The organism is Pseudocitrobacter sp. 73 (assembly GCF_008369545.1).
Classification (GTDB): Bacteria; Pseudomonadota; Gammaproteobacteria; order Enterobacterales; family Enterobacteriaceae; genus Pseudocitrobacter; species Pseudocitrobacter vendiensis.
Window position 1 is genome coordinate 166,192 of record NZ_VTZO01000008.1, and the last position, 17,351, is coordinate 183,542.

General features: G+C 52.3%; 19 protein-coding genes and 3 tRNA genes. 13 read left to right on the forward strand and 9 right to left on the reverse strand.

The window, feature by feature from the left end:
• Positions 1–18: 18 nt before the first annotated feature.
• The gene (locus F0Q32_RS08020; protein ID WP_149462630.1) at positions 19–915 is read right to left on the reverse strand and encodes an aldo/keto reductase family oxidoreductase; all 897 of its coding nucleotides are present in this window, start codon (positions 913–915) and stop codon (positions 19–21) included.
• Between the two features lie 48 nt (positions 916–963).
• Positions 964–1,233, reverse strand: coding sequence for a DUF1289 domain-containing protein (locus tag F0Q32_RS08025; protein ID WP_149462631.1), 270 nt, complete (start codon positions 1,231–1,233; stop codon positions 964–966).
• 96 nt (positions 1,234–1,329) lie between these two features.
• Between F0Q32_RS08025 and F0Q32_RS08030 the strand changes: the two genes are divergently transcribed.
• From F0Q32_RS08030 to rnt, 4 genes are all read left to right on the forward strand, one after another.
• The gene (locus F0Q32_RS08030) at positions 1,330–1,929 is read left to right on the forward strand and encodes a TetR/AcrR family transcriptional regulator (RefSeq protein ID WP_149462632.1); all 600 of its coding nucleotides are present in this window, start codon (positions 1,330–1,332) and stop codon (positions 1,927–1,929) included.
• Between the two features lie 52 nt (positions 1,930–1,981).
• Positions 1,982–3,079, forward strand: a complete 1,098-nt coding sequence (locus F0Q32_RS08035) for an alkene reductase (protein ID WP_149462633.1) — start codon at positions 1,982–1,984, stop codon at positions 3,077–3,079.
• A gap of 84 nt (positions 3,080–3,163) precedes the next feature.
• A complete protein-coding gene (gene gloA, locus F0Q32_RS08040; protein ID WP_149462634.1) occupies positions 3,164–3,571 on the forward strand; it encodes a lactoylglutathione lyase in 408 nt (135 codons plus the stop codon).
• Positions 3,572–3,675: 104 nt separating this feature from the next.
• Positions 3,676–4,320 (forward strand): ribonuclease T, encoded by a 645-nt coding sequence (gene rnt / locus F0Q32_RS08045; RefSeq protein WP_149462635.1) that lies wholly within the window; start codon positions 3,676–3,678, stop codon positions 4,318–4,320.
• A 75-nt stretch (positions 4,321–4,395) separates the two neighbouring features.
• Here rnt and F0Q32_RS08050 read toward each other — a convergent pair whose 3' ends face one another.
• On the reverse strand, positions 4,396–4,743 hold the full coding sequence (locus tag F0Q32_RS08050; RefSeq protein ID WP_015964255.1) for a Grx4 family monothiol glutaredoxin: 348 nt from the start codon (positions 4,741–4,743) through the stop codon (positions 4,396–4,398).
• A 339-nt stretch (positions 4,744–5,082) separates the two neighbouring features.
• On the opposite strand from F0Q32_RS08050, the gene F0Q32_RS08055 reads away from it, so the two are divergent.
• Positions 5,083–5,940: a C40 family peptidase gene (locus F0Q32_RS08055; protein ID WP_149462636.1), complete on the forward strand. Its 858-nt coding sequence runs from the start codon at positions 5,083–5,085 to the stop codon at positions 5,938–5,940.
• A 122-nt stretch (positions 5,941–6,062) separates the two neighbouring features.
• Positions 6,063–6,644, forward strand: a complete 582-nt coding sequence (gene sodB, locus F0Q32_RS08060) for a superoxide dismutase [Fe] (RefSeq protein WP_149462637.1) — start codon at positions 6,063–6,065, stop codon at positions 6,642–6,644.
• A gap of 38 nt (positions 6,645–6,682) precedes the next feature.
• On the opposite strand, the gene F0Q32_RS08065 is transcribed toward sodB, so the two are convergent.
• Positions 6,683–7,849 carry an MFS transporter gene (locus F0Q32_RS08065; RefSeq protein ID WP_149462638.1) on the reverse strand — a complete coding sequence of 389 codons (1,167 nt, stop codon included), beginning with the start codon at positions 7,847–7,849 and terminating at the stop codon, positions 6,683–6,685.
• Positions 7,850–8,010: 161 nt separating this feature from the next.
• Positions 8,011–8,100 carry a YnhF family membrane protein gene (locus tag F0Q32_RS08070; RefSeq protein ID WP_015964251.1) on the reverse strand — a complete coding sequence of 30 codons (90 nt, stop codon included), beginning with the start codon at positions 8,098–8,100 and terminating at the stop codon, positions 8,011–8,013.
• A 294-nt stretch (positions 8,101–8,394) separates the two neighbouring features.
• Here F0Q32_RS08070 and purR point away from each other — a divergent pair, with 294 nt between their 5' ends.
• A complete protein-coding gene (purR, locus tag F0Q32_RS08075) occupies positions 8,395–9,420 on the forward strand; it encodes an HTH-type transcriptional repressor PurR (protein WP_149462639.1) in 1,026 nt (341 codons plus the stop codon).
• Here purR and punR read toward each other — a convergent pair.
• On the reverse strand, positions 9,417–10,349 hold the full coding sequence (punR, locus tag F0Q32_RS08080) for a DNA-binding transcriptional activator PunR (RefSeq protein WP_149462640.1): 933 nt from the start codon (positions 10,347–10,349) through the stop codon (positions 9,417–9,419). The two genes, purR and punR, sit on opposite strands and share 4 nt — an antisense overlap.
• Positions 10,350–10,458: 109 nt before the next feature.
• Here punR and punC point away from each other — a divergent pair, with 109 nt between their 5' ends.
• Positions 10,459–11,643 (forward strand): purine nucleoside transporter PunC, encoded by a 1,185-nt coding sequence (gene punC, locus F0Q32_RS08085; protein ID WP_149462641.1) that lies wholly within the window; start codon positions 10,459–10,461, stop codon positions 11,641–11,643.
• Between the two features lie 297 nt (positions 11,644–11,940).
• Entirely contained in the window at positions 11,941–13,089 is a 1,149-nt protein-coding gene (gene cfa / locus F0Q32_RS08090) for a cyclopropane fatty acyl phospholipid synthase (protein WP_149462642.1), read from the forward strand.
• Positions 13,090–13,122: 33 nt separating this feature from the next.
• On the opposite strand, the gene F0Q32_RS08095 is transcribed toward cfa, so the two are convergent.
• Positions 13,123–13,767: a riboflavin synthase gene (locus tag F0Q32_RS08095; protein ID WP_015964246.1), complete on the reverse strand. Its 645-nt coding sequence runs from the start codon at positions 13,765–13,767 to the stop codon at positions 13,123–13,125.
• 237 nt (positions 13,768–14,004) lie between these two features.
• Here F0Q32_RS08095 and mdtK point away from each other — a divergent pair, with 237 nt between their 5' ends.
• Positions 14,005–15,378: an MdtK family multidrug efflux MATE transporter gene (gene mdtK, locus F0Q32_RS08100; RefSeq protein ID WP_149462643.1), complete on the forward strand. Its 1,374-nt coding sequence runs from the start codon at positions 14,005–14,007 to the stop codon at positions 15,376–15,378.
• A gap of 33 nt (positions 15,379–15,411) precedes the next feature.
• On the opposite strand, the gene zinT is transcribed toward mdtK, so the two are convergent.
• Positions 15,412–16,065: a metal-binding protein ZinT gene (gene zinT / locus F0Q32_RS08105; protein ID WP_149462644.1), complete on the reverse strand. Its 654-nt coding sequence runs from the start codon at positions 16,063–16,065 to the stop codon at positions 15,412–15,414.
• A 237-nt stretch (positions 16,066–16,302) separates the two neighbouring features.
• Here zinT and F0Q32_RS08110 point away from each other — a divergent pair.
• The 3 genes from F0Q32_RS08110 (at position 16,303) to F0Q32_RS08120 (ending at position 16,541) form a co-directional block, all read left to right on the forward strand.
• Positions 16,303–16,379 (forward strand) — tRNA-Val (locus F0Q32_RS08110).
• A 4-nt stretch (positions 16,380–16,383) separates the two neighbouring features.
• Positions 16,384–16,460, forward strand: a tRNA-Val gene (locus F0Q32_RS08115).
• A gap of 4 nt (positions 16,461–16,464) precedes the next feature.
• Positions 16,465–16,541 (forward strand) — tRNA-Val (locus tag F0Q32_RS08120).
• A gap of 127 nt (positions 16,542–16,668) precedes the next feature.
• Here the strand turns inward: F0Q32_RS08120 and F0Q32_RS08125 are convergent.
• Positions 16,669–16,965, reverse strand: coding sequence for a hypothetical protein (locus F0Q32_RS08125; RefSeq protein ID WP_149462645.1), 297 nt, complete (start codon positions 16,963–16,965; stop codon positions 16,669–16,671).
• Between the last annotated feature and the right edge of the window lie 386 nt (positions 16,966–17,351).

Consider the following 17,351-nt stretch of genomic DNA (forward strand, 5'->3'; position numbering starts at 1 on the left):
GGAGGTCGGGGAAATGGCTCAGGGAACGTCAAAGCCCAACGCAGCCTTACGGATGCGGAACCACTGCTGACGCGTCATTTCCAGCGACTGGGATTCAATCGCCGAACGTACACGTTCGATTTTACCGGAACCGATGATTGGCAACGGTTTCGACGGCAGACGCATCACCCAGGCGTAAACCACCTGCTCGATGCTGGCAGCGTTTAGCTCTGTAGCCACTTGCGCCAGTTCAGCGCGCAACGGCTGAAACTCATCATCGTTAAATAAGCGACCGCCGCCAAGGCAGGACCACGCCATCGGGCGAATACGCATTTGCTGGAGTTGATCCAGCGTGCCGTCCAGAATCGTTGGTTGATGAATTGGGGAGATTTCTACCTGGTTGGTTGCCAGAGTAAACGGCAGGCGCGACTGCAACAGCGTGAACTGTGCGGGCGTAAAGTTAGACACGCCGAAGTGGCGCACTTTTCCGCTCTGGTGCAAGTTCAGAAATGCTTCTGCCACTTCGTCGGCATCCATTAACGGGTCCGGGCGATGAATCAACAGCAGATCCAGATGGTCGGTCGCCAGGTTAATCAGCGACTGCTCTGCACTGCTGATAATGTGCTTGCTGTCGGTAATATAGTGGCCCAGCACGTTTTCGGTTTTCGCGGTGGTGGCGATACCGCATTTGGTGACGATTTCCATACGTTCGCGCAGATGCGGCGCAAGCTTCATCGCTTCGCCGAAGGCTGCTTCACACTGATACCCGCCGTAAATATCGGCGTGATCGACCGTCGTCACGCCCAGATCGAGGTGCTCTTCAATAAAACTCACTAACTGACGGGCGGACATGTTCCAGTCCATCAAACGCCAGTATCCCATGACGAAACGTGAAAATTCCGGCCCTTGCGGCGCCAGGGTAATACGCTGAACCATAACAGCTTCCTCAACGAAAATTTGCTACGAGTATACGCAATTCTGCCGTTAAAACAGTGAAGGCTGCTGAGGTTCTTCGGCATCGTTGGGTTTGTTTGCGCGTAATTTGCGCAGCAGACGCTGTCGGCAGAGGCGTATAACCTCCTGCTTTTGCGTATCACTCATCTTTTGCCAGTTAAAGCGCTCATCGCGACTGCGCATACAGCCCCGGCAATATCCGCGCTCGTCACTCTGACATATACCCCGGCACGGACTCTGCACCGGGAAAAACTCCAGTTGCTCCGCCACGTTGCCCTCCTGTGATAGATATATCTTCATTGAAGACGTTTACGTCCGGCTCTGCAACTTTATCGTCTACGGAAAGGATGAAAAAAAACTTGCACTAGACCGATTGGTCTATTAGATTATTTCCCCATGAGCAAACATAGTGAACACGATACCCGCGAACACATTCTGGCCACCGGCGAGCAGCTTTGCATGCAGCGCGGTTTTGTTGGAATGGGCTTAAGCGAACTGTTGAAAACGGCGGAAGTTCCGAAAGGATCGTTCTACCACTATTTCCGTTCGAAAGAAGCCTTTGGCGTCGCGATGCTTGAACGCTATTTTGCCGATTATCACCAGCGCCTTGCGCAACACTTTGCCGCAGGTGAAGGTACCTATCGCGATCGCCTGCTGGCTTACTATCAGCAGGCCGTTAACCAGTTTTGCCAGCAGGGAAAAATTAGCGGTTGTTTAACCGTGAAGCTCTCTGCGGAAGTGTGCGACCTGTCGGAAGACATGCGCACAGAAATGAATAAGGGCGCCAGCCAGATCATCAACCTGCTGGCGCAGGCGCTGGAACAAGGCCGTCGTCACGGATGTTTACGCTTTGACGGTGAAGCGCATACCCAGGCAGAAGTGCTCTATTCACTTTGGCTGGGTGCAAACCTTCAGGCCAAGATTTCAAAGAGCTCAACGCCGCTTGAAAGCGCGCTGGCTCACGCCAAAACGATGATTGCAGCGCCCACACAATAAGGGCGTTTTATTTTACCGAATCACTAGACGACCGGTCTACTCAGGAGTCACCATGTCGCAAGAAAAACTGTTTACCCCACTGAAAGTGGGTGCTGTAACCGCCCCTAACCGTGTCTTTATGGCCCCGCTCACCCGCTTACGCAGCATTGAGCCAGGCGATATCCCAACACCGCTGATGGCTGAGTATTACCGTCAACGCGCCAGTTCAGGGCTGATTATTTCTGAAGCGACGCAAATCTCCGCCCAGGCAAAAGGCTATGCTGGCGCGCCGGGTCTCTACAGCAAAGAGCAAATTGCTGCGTGGCAAAAAATCACCGCAGGGGTTCACGCTGAAGGCGGTCGCATTGCCGTACAATTCTGGCACACTGGGCGTATTTCCCACTCCAGCCTGCAACCTGGCGGCCAGGCTCCGGTTGCGCCGTCTGCGTTGAGCGCCGGTACACGTACTTCCCTGCGTGACGAAAAGGGTCATGCTATTCGCGTTGATACTTCTATGCCGCGTGCGCTGGAAACCGAAGAGATCCCGGGGATTGTGAATGATTTCCGTCAGGCGGTCGCCAATGCCCGTGAAGCCGGTTTCGACCTGGTTGAACTGCACTCTGCACACGGATATCTGCTGCATCAGTTCCTTTCGCCTTCTTCTAACCACCGTACCGATCAATACGGCGGCAGCGTCGAAAACCGTGCGCGTTTGGTGCTGGAAGTGGTTGACGCCGCAATCGAAGAATGGGGTGCCGATCGCATTGGTATCCGCGTATCGCCGATTGGTTCCTTCCAGAACGTGGATAATGGCCCGAACGAAGAAGCCGACGCACTGTACCTGATTGAAGAACTGGGCAAACGCGGAATTGCGTACCTGCACATGTCTGAACCAGACTGGGCCGGCGGCGAACCGTACAGCGAAACGTTCCGTGAAAAAGTACGCGCCCGTTTCCAGGGTGTGATTATCGGTGCCGGGGCCTACACGCCGGAAAAAGCCGAAGATCTGATTCAAAAAGGATTAATTGACGCGGTGGCCTTTGGTCGCGCATATATCGCCAACCCGGACCTGGTGGCTCGCCTGCAACGCAAAGCGGAACTCAACCCGCAGCGTCCCGAAAGTTTCTACGGCGGCGACGCCGAAGGTTACACCGATTACCCTACACTGTAATCGCACATTGATAGCGGCAGGGATCCGCCGCTATACTAAAATAATGTTTTATTTTAAATAACGATTATCCAGTGAGAGGAAATTATGCGCTTATTGCACACCATGCTTCGTGTTGGCGACCTGCAACGTTCCATCGAGTTTTACACCAAAGTACTGGGTATGAAACTGCTGCGTACCAGTGAAAACACCGAATACAAATACTCACTCGCCTTCGTCGGCTACGGTGACGAAAAAGACGAAGCCGTGATTGAGTTGACCTATAACTGGGGCGTCGATAAATACGACCTCGGCAATGCTTATGGTCATATCGCCCTGAGCGTCGACAACGCCGCGGAAGCCTGTGAGCGTATTCGCCACAACGGCGGCAACGTTACCCGTGAAGCCGGCCCGGTAAAAGGCGGCACCACGGTTATCGCCTTCGTTGAAGATCCGGACGGTTATAAAATCGAACTGATTGAAGAAAAAGACGCCGGCAAAGGCCTTGGCAACTGATTCCCCACGGGCGCTACGGCGCCCGTTCTTTTATCCGCTTTTACTGCATCCCCTGGCAAAATTTGCCATAATGCGCGCTACTTTTTTCAGGTTAAGAGATTCTAATGTCCGACAATGCGCAACTGAATGGTCTGTGCGACCGTTTTCGTGGTTTTTATCCCGTGGTGATTGATGTTGAAACCGCCGGATTCAACGCCAAAACTGATGCTCTGCTCGAAATCGCAGCGATCACGTTGAAAATGGATGAAGATGGCTGGTTGATGCCGGACACCACTGCACATTTCCATGTTGAGCCGTTTGAGGGTGCGAATCTGCAACCGGAAGCACTGGCGTTTAACGGTATTGATCCGACTGACCCTGAACGTGGCGCCGTAAGCGAACATGACGCGCTGCATGCCATATTCAAAATGGTGCGCAAAGGGCTGAAAGACGCGGGCTGCAACCGTGCCATTATGGTCGCGCATAACGCCACCTTCGATCACAGCTTCATGATGGCCGCCGCCGAGCGCGCGAATCTGAAACGCAATCCGTTCCACCCTTTCGTGACTTTCGATACCGCTGCGCTGAGCGGGCTGGCGCTGGGGCAAACCGTTCTGTCGAAAGCCTGTATTGCGGCTGGAATGGTCTTTGATGGCGAGCAGGCGCACTCCGCGCTGTACGATACGGAACAGACGGCGCAGCTCTTTTGCGAAATCGTCAACCGCTGGAAACGTCTGGGCGGCTGGCCGCTACCCCTTACTTCGGAATAAATCACATAAAAAAAGCGACCGTTTCAGGTCGCTTTTTTTTGCCGGAAGGCGGTTAACACGGTAACCGCCTGCGAATCACTCCGCTTTCGGCTCTTCTTCTTTATATTTTGCCGCCGTTTCTTTAATCAACTGCTGCAATTCACCGCGCTGGTACATCTCGATGATGATGTCGCAGCCGCCAACCAGCTCGCCATCAACCCACAGCTGCGGGAAGGTCGGCCAGTTCGCGTATTTCGGCAGTTCAGCGCGAATTTCCGGGTTTTGCAGAATATCTACGTATGCAAAACGTTCGCCACAGGCAGAGAGCGCCTGGACAGCTTGTGCGGAAAAACCGCAGCTTGGCAGTTTCGGGGAACCCTTCATGTACAGCAGGATGGGGTTCTCAGCGATCTGACGTTGGATTGTTTCAACAGTTGTGCTCATTGTCTTACTTCCTTAACTTCGAATACCACATGTAGTCTGACATTGTAGCGTTTCAGACCTCAGACGGAAAATAACATTTTATTCACTCTTTACTCTTTTACCCGCTGAGTGCAGAACATGCTTTCAAAATGTCACTTTAACAGCACACTGACAAAAAATCTGTGCATTTTTTAGCTGATTGTATTTCAATTGCCGTTTTTTTTTGCACTTGCTAACGAAACACTCTTTTAGATACAAAATCGCTATTAACATTATTGGTTTATATGGATTAGAATTGATGAGTTTTGTAAATCATACCCAGGCATGAATTTAATGCCTTCATTCTCAGAGGATTGCTCAGTGGCGCGAATAAAAAAAATGTCGATCACGCTCTGTGCTTTGCTGTTTTCATCATTGACATTCTCGCCGCTCTCGCACGCTTCCGGTCACACGAAAGCCACGGCGGCGCAAAAATCGCATTCCGCCAAGGGAAGCGAACGGAAGAAGAAAAATACCGTCAGCAAAAGCAGCAGCAAGAAGAAGTCCACCGCCTCAACCAGCAAAAAAACCACCACTAAGGCGACGGCAAGTAAAAAAACCGCCTCTACCGCCAGCAAATCATCCCGCACTGCGCGCACAGCCAGCACCACGAAGACGGCTTCTACCCGCCGTAGCAAAAGCAGCGCGATGAAAACCGCAGCGACAAACGTCACCACCAAATGCGTGGTCCGTAAAGGGCATAAGAAAACCTGTACCACCAGCACGGTAGAGAACAAACCGTTAACTATCGCCGAAGCGCATAAGGCGCGCGTGCAGAAAGCACAAAAAACGGCGATGAATAAATTGATGGACCAGATTGGCAAACCCTATCGCTGGGGCGGAACATCTCCGCGCACCGGTTTTGATTGCAGTGGTCTGGTTTATTACGCGTATAAAGATCTGGTGAAATTTCGTATTCCACGTACCGCTAACGAAATGTACCACCTGCGCGATGCCCGTGCGATTGACCGTGGCGAGCTGGAGAGCGGCGATTTAGTGTTCTTCCGCACGCGTGGCCGTGGCACCGCCGATCACGTTGGCGTCTATATCGGCGGCGGGAAGTTTATTCAGTCTCCGCGTACCGGTCGTGACATTCAAATTACCTCGCTCAGTGAAGACTACTGGGACCGCCACTACGTCGGCGCACGCCGCGTGATGACGCCGAAAACCATCCGCTAACCCCTGCCCTGCCACGCTACTGGCAGGGTAACCTTCTCTTTTATCACACCTTTTAATTTGCTACTCTAACCACACTCAGTACAGGGTTACTGAGGATATTAACTATAAAAAGGAGAGTAGCAATGTCGTTCGAATTACCTGCATTACCGTATGCCAAAGACGCTCTGGCACCGCACATTTCTGCCGAGACGCTCGAATATCATTATGGAAAACATCACCAGACTTACGTCACCAACCTGAACAATATGGTTAAAGGGACGGCGTTTGAAGGCAAATCGCTGGAAGAGATCATTCGCACCTCTGAAGGTGGCGTGTTTAACAACGCAGCGCAGGTCTGGAACCACACCTTCTACTGGCACTGCCTGGCACCGAACGCCGGTGGCGAACCGACCGGTGATGTGGCAGACGCCATCAACCGTTCTTTCGGTAGCTTTGCTGAGTTTAAAGCGCAGTTCAGCGATGCAGCCGCGAAGAACTTCGGTTCTGGCTGGACCTGGCTTGTGAAAAAAGCCGACGGCAGCCTGGCGATTGTCTCTACCTCTAACGCGGGTACGCCGTTGACGACCGATACCAAACCGCTGCTGACGGTAGATGTGTGGGAGCATGCTTACTACATTGATTACCGCAATGCGCGCGTGAGCTATCTGGAGCACTTCTGGGCGCTGGTAAACTGGAAGTTTGTTGCTGAGAATCTGGCGGCATAAAGAAATGACGCAGAAGGGTTTTCCCTTCTGCGTTTTTGTTACTGACTGACCACGGCCTCTTCACCCTGTGAACGGCTGCTAAAGAAGACGAGCATTAGCGCAACCCCTGCCACAATCGCCCCCATCACCGGCACAAAGCTATACCCCAGTCCACCTGAAATCACCGCCCCACCGGCTACGGCACCCAATGCATTACCAAGATTAAACGCGCCAATGTTTACCGACGAAGAGAGCCCCGGCGCTTCATGCGCAACACGCATCACGCGCATTTGCAACGGTGGCACTACCGCAAAGGTCGCCGCACCCCACACCACCATACTGAATGCCGCGCCGATTTCTGTACGCGCCAGGAACGGGATCGCCAGCATAATCAGCATCAACAGCAGCAGAAAACCTTTCAACGTGCCGCTGACCGAACGGTCGGCAAATTTACCGCCAAGATAGTTGCCGATTGAGAAGCCCACGCCAATCAGCACCAGCATTAATGTGATAAAGGCAGGTGTCGCATGCGTGATGGTGTGCAAAACCGGAGAAATATAGGTATAGAGCGTGAACATCGCCCCGGCGCCCAGTACAGTCGTGAGTAACGCAGACAGTACCTGTGGACGTACCAGCACCGACAGTTCACGTTTCACGTCCGGTTTCTCGCCCGCCCCGCCCTTCGGCAGCGACAACCACAGGCCGATAATGGCAATGACGCCAAGCCCAGCCGTCGCCAGGAACGACATGCGCCAGCCGATGGTCTCCCCAAGCCACGTAGCCGCCGGAACGCCGCCGATATTGGCGATGGTCAACCCCATAAACATGGTCGCTACCGCGCTGGCTTGCTTATGTTTTGGCACCACGCTTGCGGCAACAACAGATCCCAGACCAAAGAACGCGCCATGGTTGAGGCTGGTTATAATGCGCGACAGCATCAGTGTGGTGTAATCCGGGGCGATGGCAGAAAGGACATTACCCAGGGTAAAAATCGCCATCAGGAAAATTAAGGCGTTGCGGCGTGCGCGATGTGAGAGCAGCAGCGTCATCAGCGGCGCGCCAACCATGACACCTACGGCGTAGGCGCTGATCAACATACCTGCGGCAGGAATCGAGACATCAACCCCTTTGGCAATAACGGGTAATAGCCCCATCGGCGAAAATTCGGTGGTGCCGATCCCGAATGCGCCTACGGCTAACGCCAGTAAGGGATAATTCACTTTCATGCTTTGACTCCGATTTGCCGCTAACGCAGGGCGGCGTGACAACAGAATGCAAAAGCATGACATCAATCACAAAAAAACAGAAGTGAACAAATCAGCAAAATATTTTTGCTGAAATGATAACAATCGCAGAGAGGGAGAGCCGTCTCTCCCTTTAGGATGGGTTAATGCAGGACGGCGGTCAGCGCGGCAGCAACGATCAGCGCCAGCGTAATAACCGTAGTGGTAATTGACATCTTCAGTTCAGTACTCATCAATTTTTCTCCTTATTATCCCCACACCAAAAGTGAGCTATGTCATTTTTGCACACTTATTCGCAAAAATCTTCCCGGATTTCACGCAATAACCGATTTTGCGCTTCCACTTTTGTCAAAGATAAGACAAAATTCGACGCTTATTAAAAAGTGTATCGGCCATTGACCCCCTCCTGTCGTCCTGTGTCGTTTTCCCGGCGAACCGCAATTCATAACATTGCGCCAGGGTGAGTGAAGGCAAACGTTTTCGTATTGAATCGATCAGGGGCAGGCCCGGGTCTGGAGTGAGATGGAATGGCAACTATTAAAGATGTAGCGAAGCGCGCAAACGTTTCCACTACAACTGTATCACATGTGATTAACAAGACGCGTTTTGTCGCCGAAGAGACGCGTGAAGCGGTGTGGGCGGCAATCAAAGAATTGCACTACTCTCCCAGCGCCGTGGCCCGCAGCCTGAAGGTCAATCACACCAAATCCATTGGTTTGTTGGCGACCAGCAGTGAAGCTGCCTACTTTGCAGAAATTATTGAAGCTGTTGAGAAAAACTGCTTCCAGAAAGGCTATACCCTGATCCTCGGCAACGCGTGGAACAATCTTGAGAAACAGCGCGCATACCTCTCCATGATGGCGCAGAAACGCGTCGATGGTCTGCTGGTAATGTGTTCCGAATATCCGGAACCACTGCTGCAGATGCTGGAAGAGTACCGTCATATTCCGATGGTGGTTATGGACTGGGGTGAAGCGAAAGCCGACTTTACCGATTCGGTTATCGATAACGCCTTCGAAGGCGGCTATATGGCCGGCCGTTATCTGGTGGAGCGTGGGCATCGCGAAATTGGCGTTATCCCAGGCCCACTTGAGCGCAATACGGGTGCGGGTCGTCTGGCTGGCTTTATGAAAGCCATGGAAGAGATGATGATTAAGGTGCCGGAAAACTGGATTGTTCAGGGTGATTTTGAACCGGAATCCGGTTATCGTGCAATGCAGCAAATTCTGTCCCAGAATCCGCGCCCTACCGCTATCTTCTGCGGTGGCGATGTCATGGCAATGGGCGCATTATGCGCCGCAGACGAAATGGGGCTGCGCGTGCCGCAGGATATCTCGCTGATTGGTTACGACAACGTGCGCAACTCGCGTTTCTTTACGCCAGCACTGACCACCATCCACCAGCCGAAGGATTCCCTCGGGGAAACCGCCTTCAACATGCTGATGGACCGAATTGTCAGTAAACGCGAAGAGTCGCAGTCCATCGAGGTGCACCCACGCCTGATTGAACGCCGCTCCGTGGCCGACGGCCCGTTCCGCGACTATCGTCGTTAAGCCTCTTTGCGAACGCTCGCTGCGGGCGTTCGCAACCATTCACTGTTCAACGTTTCACTGTCCCCCAAATAGGCTAATAACCAGCTTAGCGCCGGTGAACTGTCGTTTTGCTGCCAGGTCAGACAACAGGCCGCATCGGGAAACGGGTTTTCCAGTTCCAGAGCAACCCATTCGCCTTTATCTACCTTCGGTCGCGCAAAATGCTCTGGCACCATGCCAACGCATAACCCTGCGGATAAGCAGGTTTCTGACGATTCCCAGTCAGGCACCACGACCCTTTTCTGATTATCCAGCAACCATGTGGTACGTTTAGGTAACGAACGTGACGTATCTTCACGCACCAGCGACGGCCAGTTGCGCAACACATCATCACTGAGTGGCCCTGTCATTTGCGCCAGTGGATGGGAACGGGCTACCACGCACTGCCAGCTCAGCATGCCCATATCCCGAAACGCATAGCGACCACCAACCGGTATCGCGCGCGTCGCGCCAATCGCTAACTCAACTCGCCCATCCGCCAGCGCATCCCACACGCCATTAAATACTTCCTGATACACCAGCAGCTCTACATCACTGAAGTGGCGATAAAAATCGACAATCATTTGTCGGGTGCGCTCTGGTTTTACGATATTGTCTACCGCAATCGCCAGCTGTCCTCGCCAGCCATTGGCTATCTGTTGACACTGCTGACGGGTGATCTGCATTTTTTTGATAACAGAGCGTCCCTCCTTCAAAAACCATGCCCCTGCCGGGGTTAATTCCACATCCCGATGACGGCGTTCGAAGAGCGGAACAGCCAGCCACTCCTCAAGTTGACGCACCGTATAGCTGATAGCAGAAGGCACACGATGCAGCTCATTTGCCGCGCCGCTAAAGCTTCCGTTACGCGCAACCGCATCCACAACTTCCAGTGAATATTCAGACCACATATTCTGCCTACAAAATTTTTGAAACCAAGACGCAAATATTAGCGTTTCACAAGCCAGATTTCACTCTCTACACTCTCAGCCTCCTCATCTGTACAAAAAAGGCGTTTTTATGCAACCTGGGAAAGGATTTTTAGTCTGGCTGGCCGGCCTGAGCGTATTGGGCTTTTTGGCCACCGATATGTATCTTCCGGCCTTTGCCGCGATTCAACGCGATCTGCAAACACCGGCGGCCGCCGTGAGCGCGAGCCTGAGTTTGTTCCTCGCCGGGTTCGCCGTGGCACAGCTGCTGTGGGGCCCACTCTCAGATCGCTATGGACGCAAGCCAGTTCTGCTGATTGGCCTGACGATTTTTGCCCTTGCTTGTCTGGGAATGTTGTGGGTACGTGATGCCACCACCCTGCTTATTCTGCGATTCGTGCAGGCTGTCGGCGTATGTGCCGCCGCGGTAACCTGGCAGGCGATGGTGACCGATTATTATCCGGCACAGCGAACTAACCGTATTTTCGCGACCATTATGCCGCTGGTCGGGCTTTCTCCTGCGCTGGCACCGCTGCTGGGAAGCTGGATCCTGCACCACTTCGAGTGGCAGGCTATCTTTGCAACGCTCTTTGCCATCACGCTGATTTTGATGATCCCCGCGTTGCGCCTGAAACCCGCTCACAAAAAGGTCGCGGTCAGTGGCGATAAGCTGACATTTATGAAGCTGTTACACAGTCGCGATTATCGCGGTAACGTCCTGGTGTATGCGGCCTGCTCGGCAAGCTTCTTCGCCTGGTTGACGGGCTCGCCGTTTATTCTGAATGCGATGGGATATAGCCCGACCGTGATTGGATTGAGCTATGTTCCACAAACCATTGCGTTTCTCGTCGGTGGTTATGGCTGTCGCGCGGCACTGCAAAAGTGGGATGGTGCAAAACTGCTGCCATGGCTGCTGTTGATTTACGCTGTCAGCGTATTTGCCACCTGGGGCGTCGGCCTCACCGCGCATGTCTCGCTCACCGCGCTGCTGATTCCATTCTGCGTGATGGCAATGGCTAACGGCGCGATTTACCCGATTGTGGTAGCACGCGCGCTGCGACCGTTCCCTCAGGCAACAGGCCGTGCGGCAGCATTACAGAATACGCTGCAATTAGGTCTTTGCTTCCTGGCAAGCCTGGTGGTTTCTTCACTGATTGCCGCCCCGCTGCTGGCCACCACCAGCGTGATGGTCGCCACCGTCGTTCTCGCCGGTATAGGCTACAAGATGCAGGCTGGCGCAGAGGAAAATTCAGCTGAAGAAACTTCACGCGCCTAACATCATGAATATCAATGTTATTGACTCGTAGTTAGTTTGCTAAGAAATTTAATTGAATCAGTAGATTTTGCGTCCTATACTGGATCGGTATCACATAATTACGATAGTTATTACTTGTTAACGGGAGCAGGACGCCTCCCGGTTCTCCATGGATGGTCTTTTCGGCAAGGGTAATCTCCCTTCCTCTGTGCTACGTCGGATAGCAGGCTCACGGAAGTTCCGTGAGATTTCTCACAAACTCTAAAAAGCGTCTACGCTGTTTTAAGGTTCTGATCACCGGGTCGGGATGGAGAAGCTATGAGCTCATCGTGTATAGAAGAAGTAAGCGTACCGAATGATGACTGGTACCGCATCACCAATGAACTGTTAAGCCGGGCAGGCATCGAAATCAACGGCAACCGCCCCGCAGACTTGCAGGTTAAAAACCCCCAGTTTTTTAAACGTGTATTGCAGGAAGGTTCCCTGGGGTTAGGCGAAAGCTATATGGACGGTTGGTGGGAATGCGAGCGTCTGGATATTTTCTTCCAGAAAGTCCTGCGCGCGGGACTGGAAAATCAACTTCCCCGCCACCTGAAAGATACGCTGCGAATCGCAGCGGCCCGTCTGTTTAATCTGCAAAGTAAAAAACGTGCCTGGATGGTCGGTAAAGAGCATTACGATCTTGGCAACGATCTCTTCAGCCGCATGCTGGATCCCTTTATGCAGTACTCCTGTGGCTACTGGAAGGATGCCCAGACACTCGAAGAGGCCCAGCAGGCGAAGCTCAATTTGATTTGCCAGAAACTGAAACTTGAGCCCGGTATGCGCGTGCTGGATATTGGCTGCGGCTGGGGCGGGCTGGCGCAGTTTATGGCCGAGCATTACGGCGTGAGTGTGGTGGGCGTAACCATTTCTACTGAGCAGCAAAAAATGGCGCAACAGCGTTGTGAAGGGTTAGACGTGACTATTCTGCTCCAGGACTATCGCGACCTGAACGATAAGTTTGACCGTATCGTTTCTGTCGGCATGTTTGAGCACGTCGGGCCGAAAAACTACGCTACTTATTTCTCAGTGGTGGACAGAAATCTCAAACCAGACGGGTTATTCCTGCTACACACTATCGGTTCAAAACGTACAGACCTGAATGTTGATCCGTGGATCAATAAATACATCTTCCCGAACGGCTGCCTCCCCTCCGTGCGCCACATTGCGGATGCCAGCGAGCCCCATTTTGTGATGGAAGACTGGCACAACTTTGGCGCGGATTACGACACCACGCTCATGGCCTGGCATGACCGTTTTCTGGAAAGCTGGCCGGAAATCGCTGACAACTATTCGGAACGTTTCAAAAGAATGTTTTCGTATTATCTGAATGCCTGCGCGGGGGCGTTTCGCGCACGCGACATTCATCTCTGGCAGGTGGTGTTCTCGCGGGGCGTAGAACACGGTTTACGCGTCGCACGCTAGTTAATCTCCCCCGGCATCCGCCGGGGGATTTTTTTAGGCTTCAGGCTGCGCGGCTGCGATGGCTGCGGCTTCTTTGGCTGCCAGTACGCGTTCCACCGTATCAACAACGGCCTGCGTCTGCGGGTCAATCTCGATATTGATTTTATCGCCCAGACGCTTCGCGCCAAGGGTGGTGCGTTGCAGCGTTTCCGGAATCAGATGCACGCAGAAGCGCGTTGGCGTCACTTCACCGACCGTCAGGCTGATGCCATCAATACCGATAAAGCCTTTATACAGGATGTACTTCATCAGTGACGGATCCTGGATTTTAAACCAGATCTGCTTGTTGTTTTCGGAGGTGACAATTTTCGCCACTTCCGCAGTAGTCATAATATGGCCCGACATCAAATGCCCGCCAATTTCGTCGCTGAATTTCGCCGCGCGCTCTACGTTAACCACATCGCCGACGTTCACATCACCCAGATTAGTGATACGCAACGTCTCTTTCATCAGATCAAAGCTAATCTGATTACCGTTTATTTCGGTCACGGTCAGACAGCAGCCGTTGTGCGCTACCGATGCGCCCGTTTCCAGGCCATCAAGCATGTAGTCCGGCAGCTCTACAACGTGCGTACGGAAATTGGGTTTTTCATCGATGGACACGATTTTTGCCGTGCCCTGCACAATACCAGTAAACATGCACTTAACTCCTGTCGATAATTACTCCGGCGGGGCTTACGGCCACACCGTATTTTCTGATACGAACAATAACAGTTGCCCAAACAGGTTGCCAGCCTCGGCGTAAAGACGTCGATTTTTAGACTGGCTTAATGGCAAATCCCCGCTACAATAGCTGGCAATCCTCTTTATTATCTTCTTGCTGCCTGTTCAGGCGGCTTTTCTGTCTCTCAAATAACAAAAAATATAGGTGTTAACGTGCAGAAGTATTTTAGCGAAGCGCGTCAGTTATTGGCTCTGGCTATCCCCGTTATTCTTGCGCAGGTTGCCCAAACGGCAATGGGGTTTGTGGATACCGTGATGGCGGGTGGTTACAGCGCGACCGATATGGCCGCCGTGGCTATCGGAACCTCCATCTGGTTACCGGCGATTTTATTTGGTCATGGTCTGCTGCTGGCGCTGACGCCCGTCATTGCTCAGCTCAATGGCTCAGGCCGGCGCGATCGTATCGCAGCGCAGGTTAGCCAGGGATTCTGGCTGGCAGGCCTGGTGTCCGTGTTAATTATGGTTGTTCTGTGGAACGCGGGCTATATCATCCGCTCGATGCATAATATCGACCCGGCGCTGGCGGATAAAGCCGTCGGCTATTTACGCGCGCTGCTGTGGGGGGCGCCGGGCTATCTGTGCTTCCAGGTCGCGCGTAACCAGTGCGAAGGGCTGGCGAAAACCAAACCGGGCATGGTGATGGGGTTTATTGGTTTACTGGTCAACATTCCGGTGAACTATATCTTTATCTACGGTCATTTCGGCATGCCGGAACTGGGCGGTGTGGGCTGTGGTGTCGCCACGGCGGCGGTCTATTGGGTGATGTTTATCAGCATGCTCTACTATGTTAAGCATGCCGGTTCTATGCGCGATATTCGCAATAACAACGGTTTTGTTAAACCCGATGTTACCGTTCTTAAACGCCTCTCTTCACTCGGGTTGCCGATTGCGCTGGCGCTGTTTTTCGAAGTCACGCTGTTTGCCGTGGTGGCATTGTTGGTGTCGCCGTTGGGTATTGTCGATGTCGCAGGCCACCAGATTGCGCTGAACTTCAGCTCGTTGATGTTCGTTCTGCCGATGTCGCTGGCGGCAGCGGTCACGATTCGCGTGGGGTTCCGTTTGGGCCAGGGCTCAACCCTCGATGCACAAACATCGGCCTGGACCGGGCTGGGTGTCGGCGTTTGCATGGCGGTGCTGACGGCCATTTTCACCGTGTCGCTGCGCGAGCATATCGCCCTGCTGTATAACGATAATCCTGAAGTGGTCACGCTCGCGGCACAGTTGATGTTGCTGGCGGCGCTGTACCAGATTTCTGACTCCATTCAGGTGATCGGCAGCGGTATTTTACGTGGCTATAAAGATACGCGTTCCATCTTCTTTATCACCTTTATCGCCTATTGGGTGTTGGGCCTGCCAAGCGGTTACGTGCTGGCGCTCACCGATCTGGTGGTTGAGAGAATGGGGCCTGCCGGTTTTTGGCTCGGCTTTATCATCGGACTGACCTCTGCGGCGATTATGATGATGCTGAGAATGCGCTTTTTACAGCGTCAGCCCTCAAACCTGATATTGCAGCGAGCTTCGCGCTAATCCTTTAAAAGCCGCATCCGTGCGGCTTTTTCATTAATGATGCAGCATTTCATCAACGACCTGCTCTGTGGTCATTTGCCACGGATAGTAGGTCGGCCAGTTATCCATCTCTTTCAACAGCGCTTCCTGTGATGTGTTGCCCATAAAAATGTGGAAATGGGCGGATTTACGCGGCGCAATGGTGTGATCGCTAAACTGTACGAATTTTGGCGCGGCTGAGCCTGCATCCTGGCACTCAAAGAGATAACGTACACCTTTTTTACCTGAGGTATAGGTCAATATTTTATGCCCGGCATAACGGTAGTGACACGAATTAATCTTATCGCCGACATGAAATTCCATCACGCCATTTTCAATACCGATTGTCCCGACATTGGTCGCATACCCTTTGCGGTAATAAGCCTTGATCTGTTCGGCGGTCTTACCCGGTTCCTTTTCCGCTTTTTGCTTAAATACCGGATCAAGGTCGCCTTTAAGCAGCAGGTCGTTAACGGATTGCCAAACGCCATCCCAGTCAGAAAGCGCACGATCTTTAACCGCACTGTCCTCAAAAATACCGTTCGCCGCTTGTTGCTCGGCTGCCGTCAAAGGTACGCCGTGACTGTGGTCGCCATGCGCAAATGCAGCACTGGTCATCATCAGCGCTGCAATAGTCAGTGTGAGTTTCCCCAGATGTTTCAACGTCATTCCCTCATTTGAAAAAAAATGAATGTTATATTATAACATTTCAATTTTCAACACGAAGGCGTCAAATCGTCATCTCACCTGACGTCTGCTAGCCCGCGGGCTAACGAATAATCCTTAACAGAAGAAAAATACGCCAGATGTGCGTAAAACTTCTCCAGTCACATGAAATTGCACATTTTCCCCTTGCCACATCCGGCGGCTGCCGCTAATATTCGTCCCCGTTGTCACGACAACAATGCGTTCGTAGCTCAGTTGGTTAGAGCACCACCTTGACATGGTGGGGGTCGTTGGTTCGAGTCCAATCGAACGCACCATTTTGCGTTTATAGCTCAGTTGGTTAGAGCACCACCTTGACATGGTGGGGGTCGTTGGTTCGAGTCCAATTAAACGCACCATTATGCGTTCGTAGCTCAGTTGGTTAGAGCACCACCTTGACATGGTGGGGGTCGTTGGTTCGAGTCCAATCGAACGCACCATTCTTGTTTCATCTCCCCTCTTTTTCTTACTCGTTATCTTCTGCTCATCATCTGTTTTAAATAAATAAAAAGCACCATGAGTCATGAACAACAATTTGCCCATTACCCACGATGCCTTCAATAGTATTTAGCGATAAGTAATCTGTAATACCTGTAAATGAGGATTGTCCGCAACGTTATAAACTTGTGCAGTCGCGAGATGCTGCATCAGCGCAAATTGTGCACCCTGACGTAATGATTGCGTTTCACGCTGCTGCTTGCCATCACGGAAACAGGAGACATGAACCACATCACGCTCGGGATTGACGCGGCAGGCTTCTTCAACAATCGAACCGCGGAAGTGAATTATCCCTGAATTAGCATTCGCCAATACCGGGCATGCAAAGAGAGCGGCCATCAGGCCATACTGAAGAGTACGTTTCATCCGTGTATACCTCACGTCCTGTGAGAAAGTCCTGTGACGCGGTAGACGAAAGCCCATCAATCATTGATAAGCGTTTATTTCAATTGTCGCGCTTCACATCCAAATAAGCAGAGAATGATTTAAGAATTTTCTCAAGCCCGGAATTAATGTAGCGTGATTTTTGACGGCAGAAAATAGTATTACCCGCGATATCTTCTATCGATAATCAAAAATGAGATGTCGCGCAAGTCTCCGTCGTAGAGCTCATACTCAAATTATTTGCGACCTGATGATTTTCCAATCGTTCGAGGTAACTCATCGTCTGGCAGCTCTTGTCGCCAGGGCTGTCTCCTCCGAAACATTTACACATACTTGCAAACGCCCTTCACTTCCCGACACTTCCAGCA

What these genes read in the sequence shown, in the direction of transcription:
- F0Q32_RS08095 (WP_015964246.1), bottom strand. Translation starts at nt 13,767, where the DNA reads ATGTTTACTGGTATTGTGCAGGGCACGGCAAAAATCGTGTCCATCGAT.
- F0Q32_RS08065 (WP_149462638.1), bottom strand. Translation starts at nt 7,849, where the DNA reads ATGAAAGTGAATTATCCCTTACTGGCGTTAGCCGTAGGCGCATTCGGG.
- rnt (WP_149462635.1), top strand. Translation starts at nt 3,676, where the DNA reads ATGTCCGACAATGCGCAACTGAATGGTCTGTGCGACCGTTTTCGTGGT.
- punC (WP_149462641.1), top strand. Translation starts at nt 10,459, where the DNA reads ATGCAACCTGGGAAAGGATTTTTAGTCTGGCTGGCCGGCCTGAGCGTA.
- F0Q32_RS08025 (WP_149462631.1), bottom strand. Translation starts at nt 1,233, where the DNA reads ATGAAGATATATCTATCACAGGAGGGCAACGTGGCGGAGCAACTGGAG.
- F0Q32_RS08020 (WP_149462630.1), bottom strand. Translation starts at nt 915, where the DNA reads ATGGTTCAGCGTATTACCCTGGCGCCGCAAGGGCCGGAATTTTCACGT.
- zinT (WP_149462644.1), bottom strand. Translation starts at nt 16,065, where the DNA reads ATGACGTTGAAACATCTGGGGAAACTCACACTGACTATTGCAGCGCTG.
- gloA (WP_149462634.1), top strand. Translation starts at nt 3,164, where the DNA reads ATGCGCTTATTGCACACCATGCTTCGTGTTGGCGACCTGCAACGTTCC.
- punR (WP_149462640.1), bottom strand. Translation starts at nt 10,349, where the DNA reads ATGTGGTCTGAATATTCACTGGAAGTTGTGGATGCGGTTGCGCGTAAC.
- cfa (WP_149462642.1), top strand. Translation starts at nt 11,941, where the DNA reads ATGAGCTCATCGTGTATAGAAGAAGTAAGCGTACCGAATGATGACTGG.
- F0Q32_RS08125 (WP_149462645.1), bottom strand. Translation starts at nt 16,965, where the DNA reads ATGAAACGTACTCTTCAGTATGGCCTGATGGCCGCTCTCTTTGCATGC.
- F0Q32_RS08070 (WP_015964251.1), bottom strand. Translation starts at nt 8,100, where the DNA reads ATGAGTACTGAACTGAAGATGTCAATTACCACTACGGTTATTACGCTG.
- sodB (WP_149462637.1), top strand. Translation starts at nt 6,063, where the DNA reads ATGTCGTTCGAATTACCTGCATTACCGTATGCCAAAGACGCTCTGGCA.
- F0Q32_RS08035 (WP_149462633.1), top strand. Translation starts at nt 1,982, where the DNA reads ATGTCGCAAGAAAAACTGTTTACCCCACTGAAAGTGGGTGCTGTAACC.
- F0Q32_RS08050 (WP_015964255.1), bottom strand. Translation starts at nt 4,743, where the DNA reads ATGAGCACAACTGTTGAAACAATCCAACGTCAGATCGCTGAGAACCCC.
- purR (WP_149462639.1), top strand. Translation starts at nt 8,395, where the DNA reads ATGGCAACTATTAAAGATGTAGCGAAGCGCGCAAACGTTTCCACTACA.
- F0Q32_RS08030 (WP_149462632.1), top strand. Translation starts at nt 1,330, where the DNA reads ATGAGCAAACATAGTGAACACGATACCCGCGAACACATTCTGGCCACC.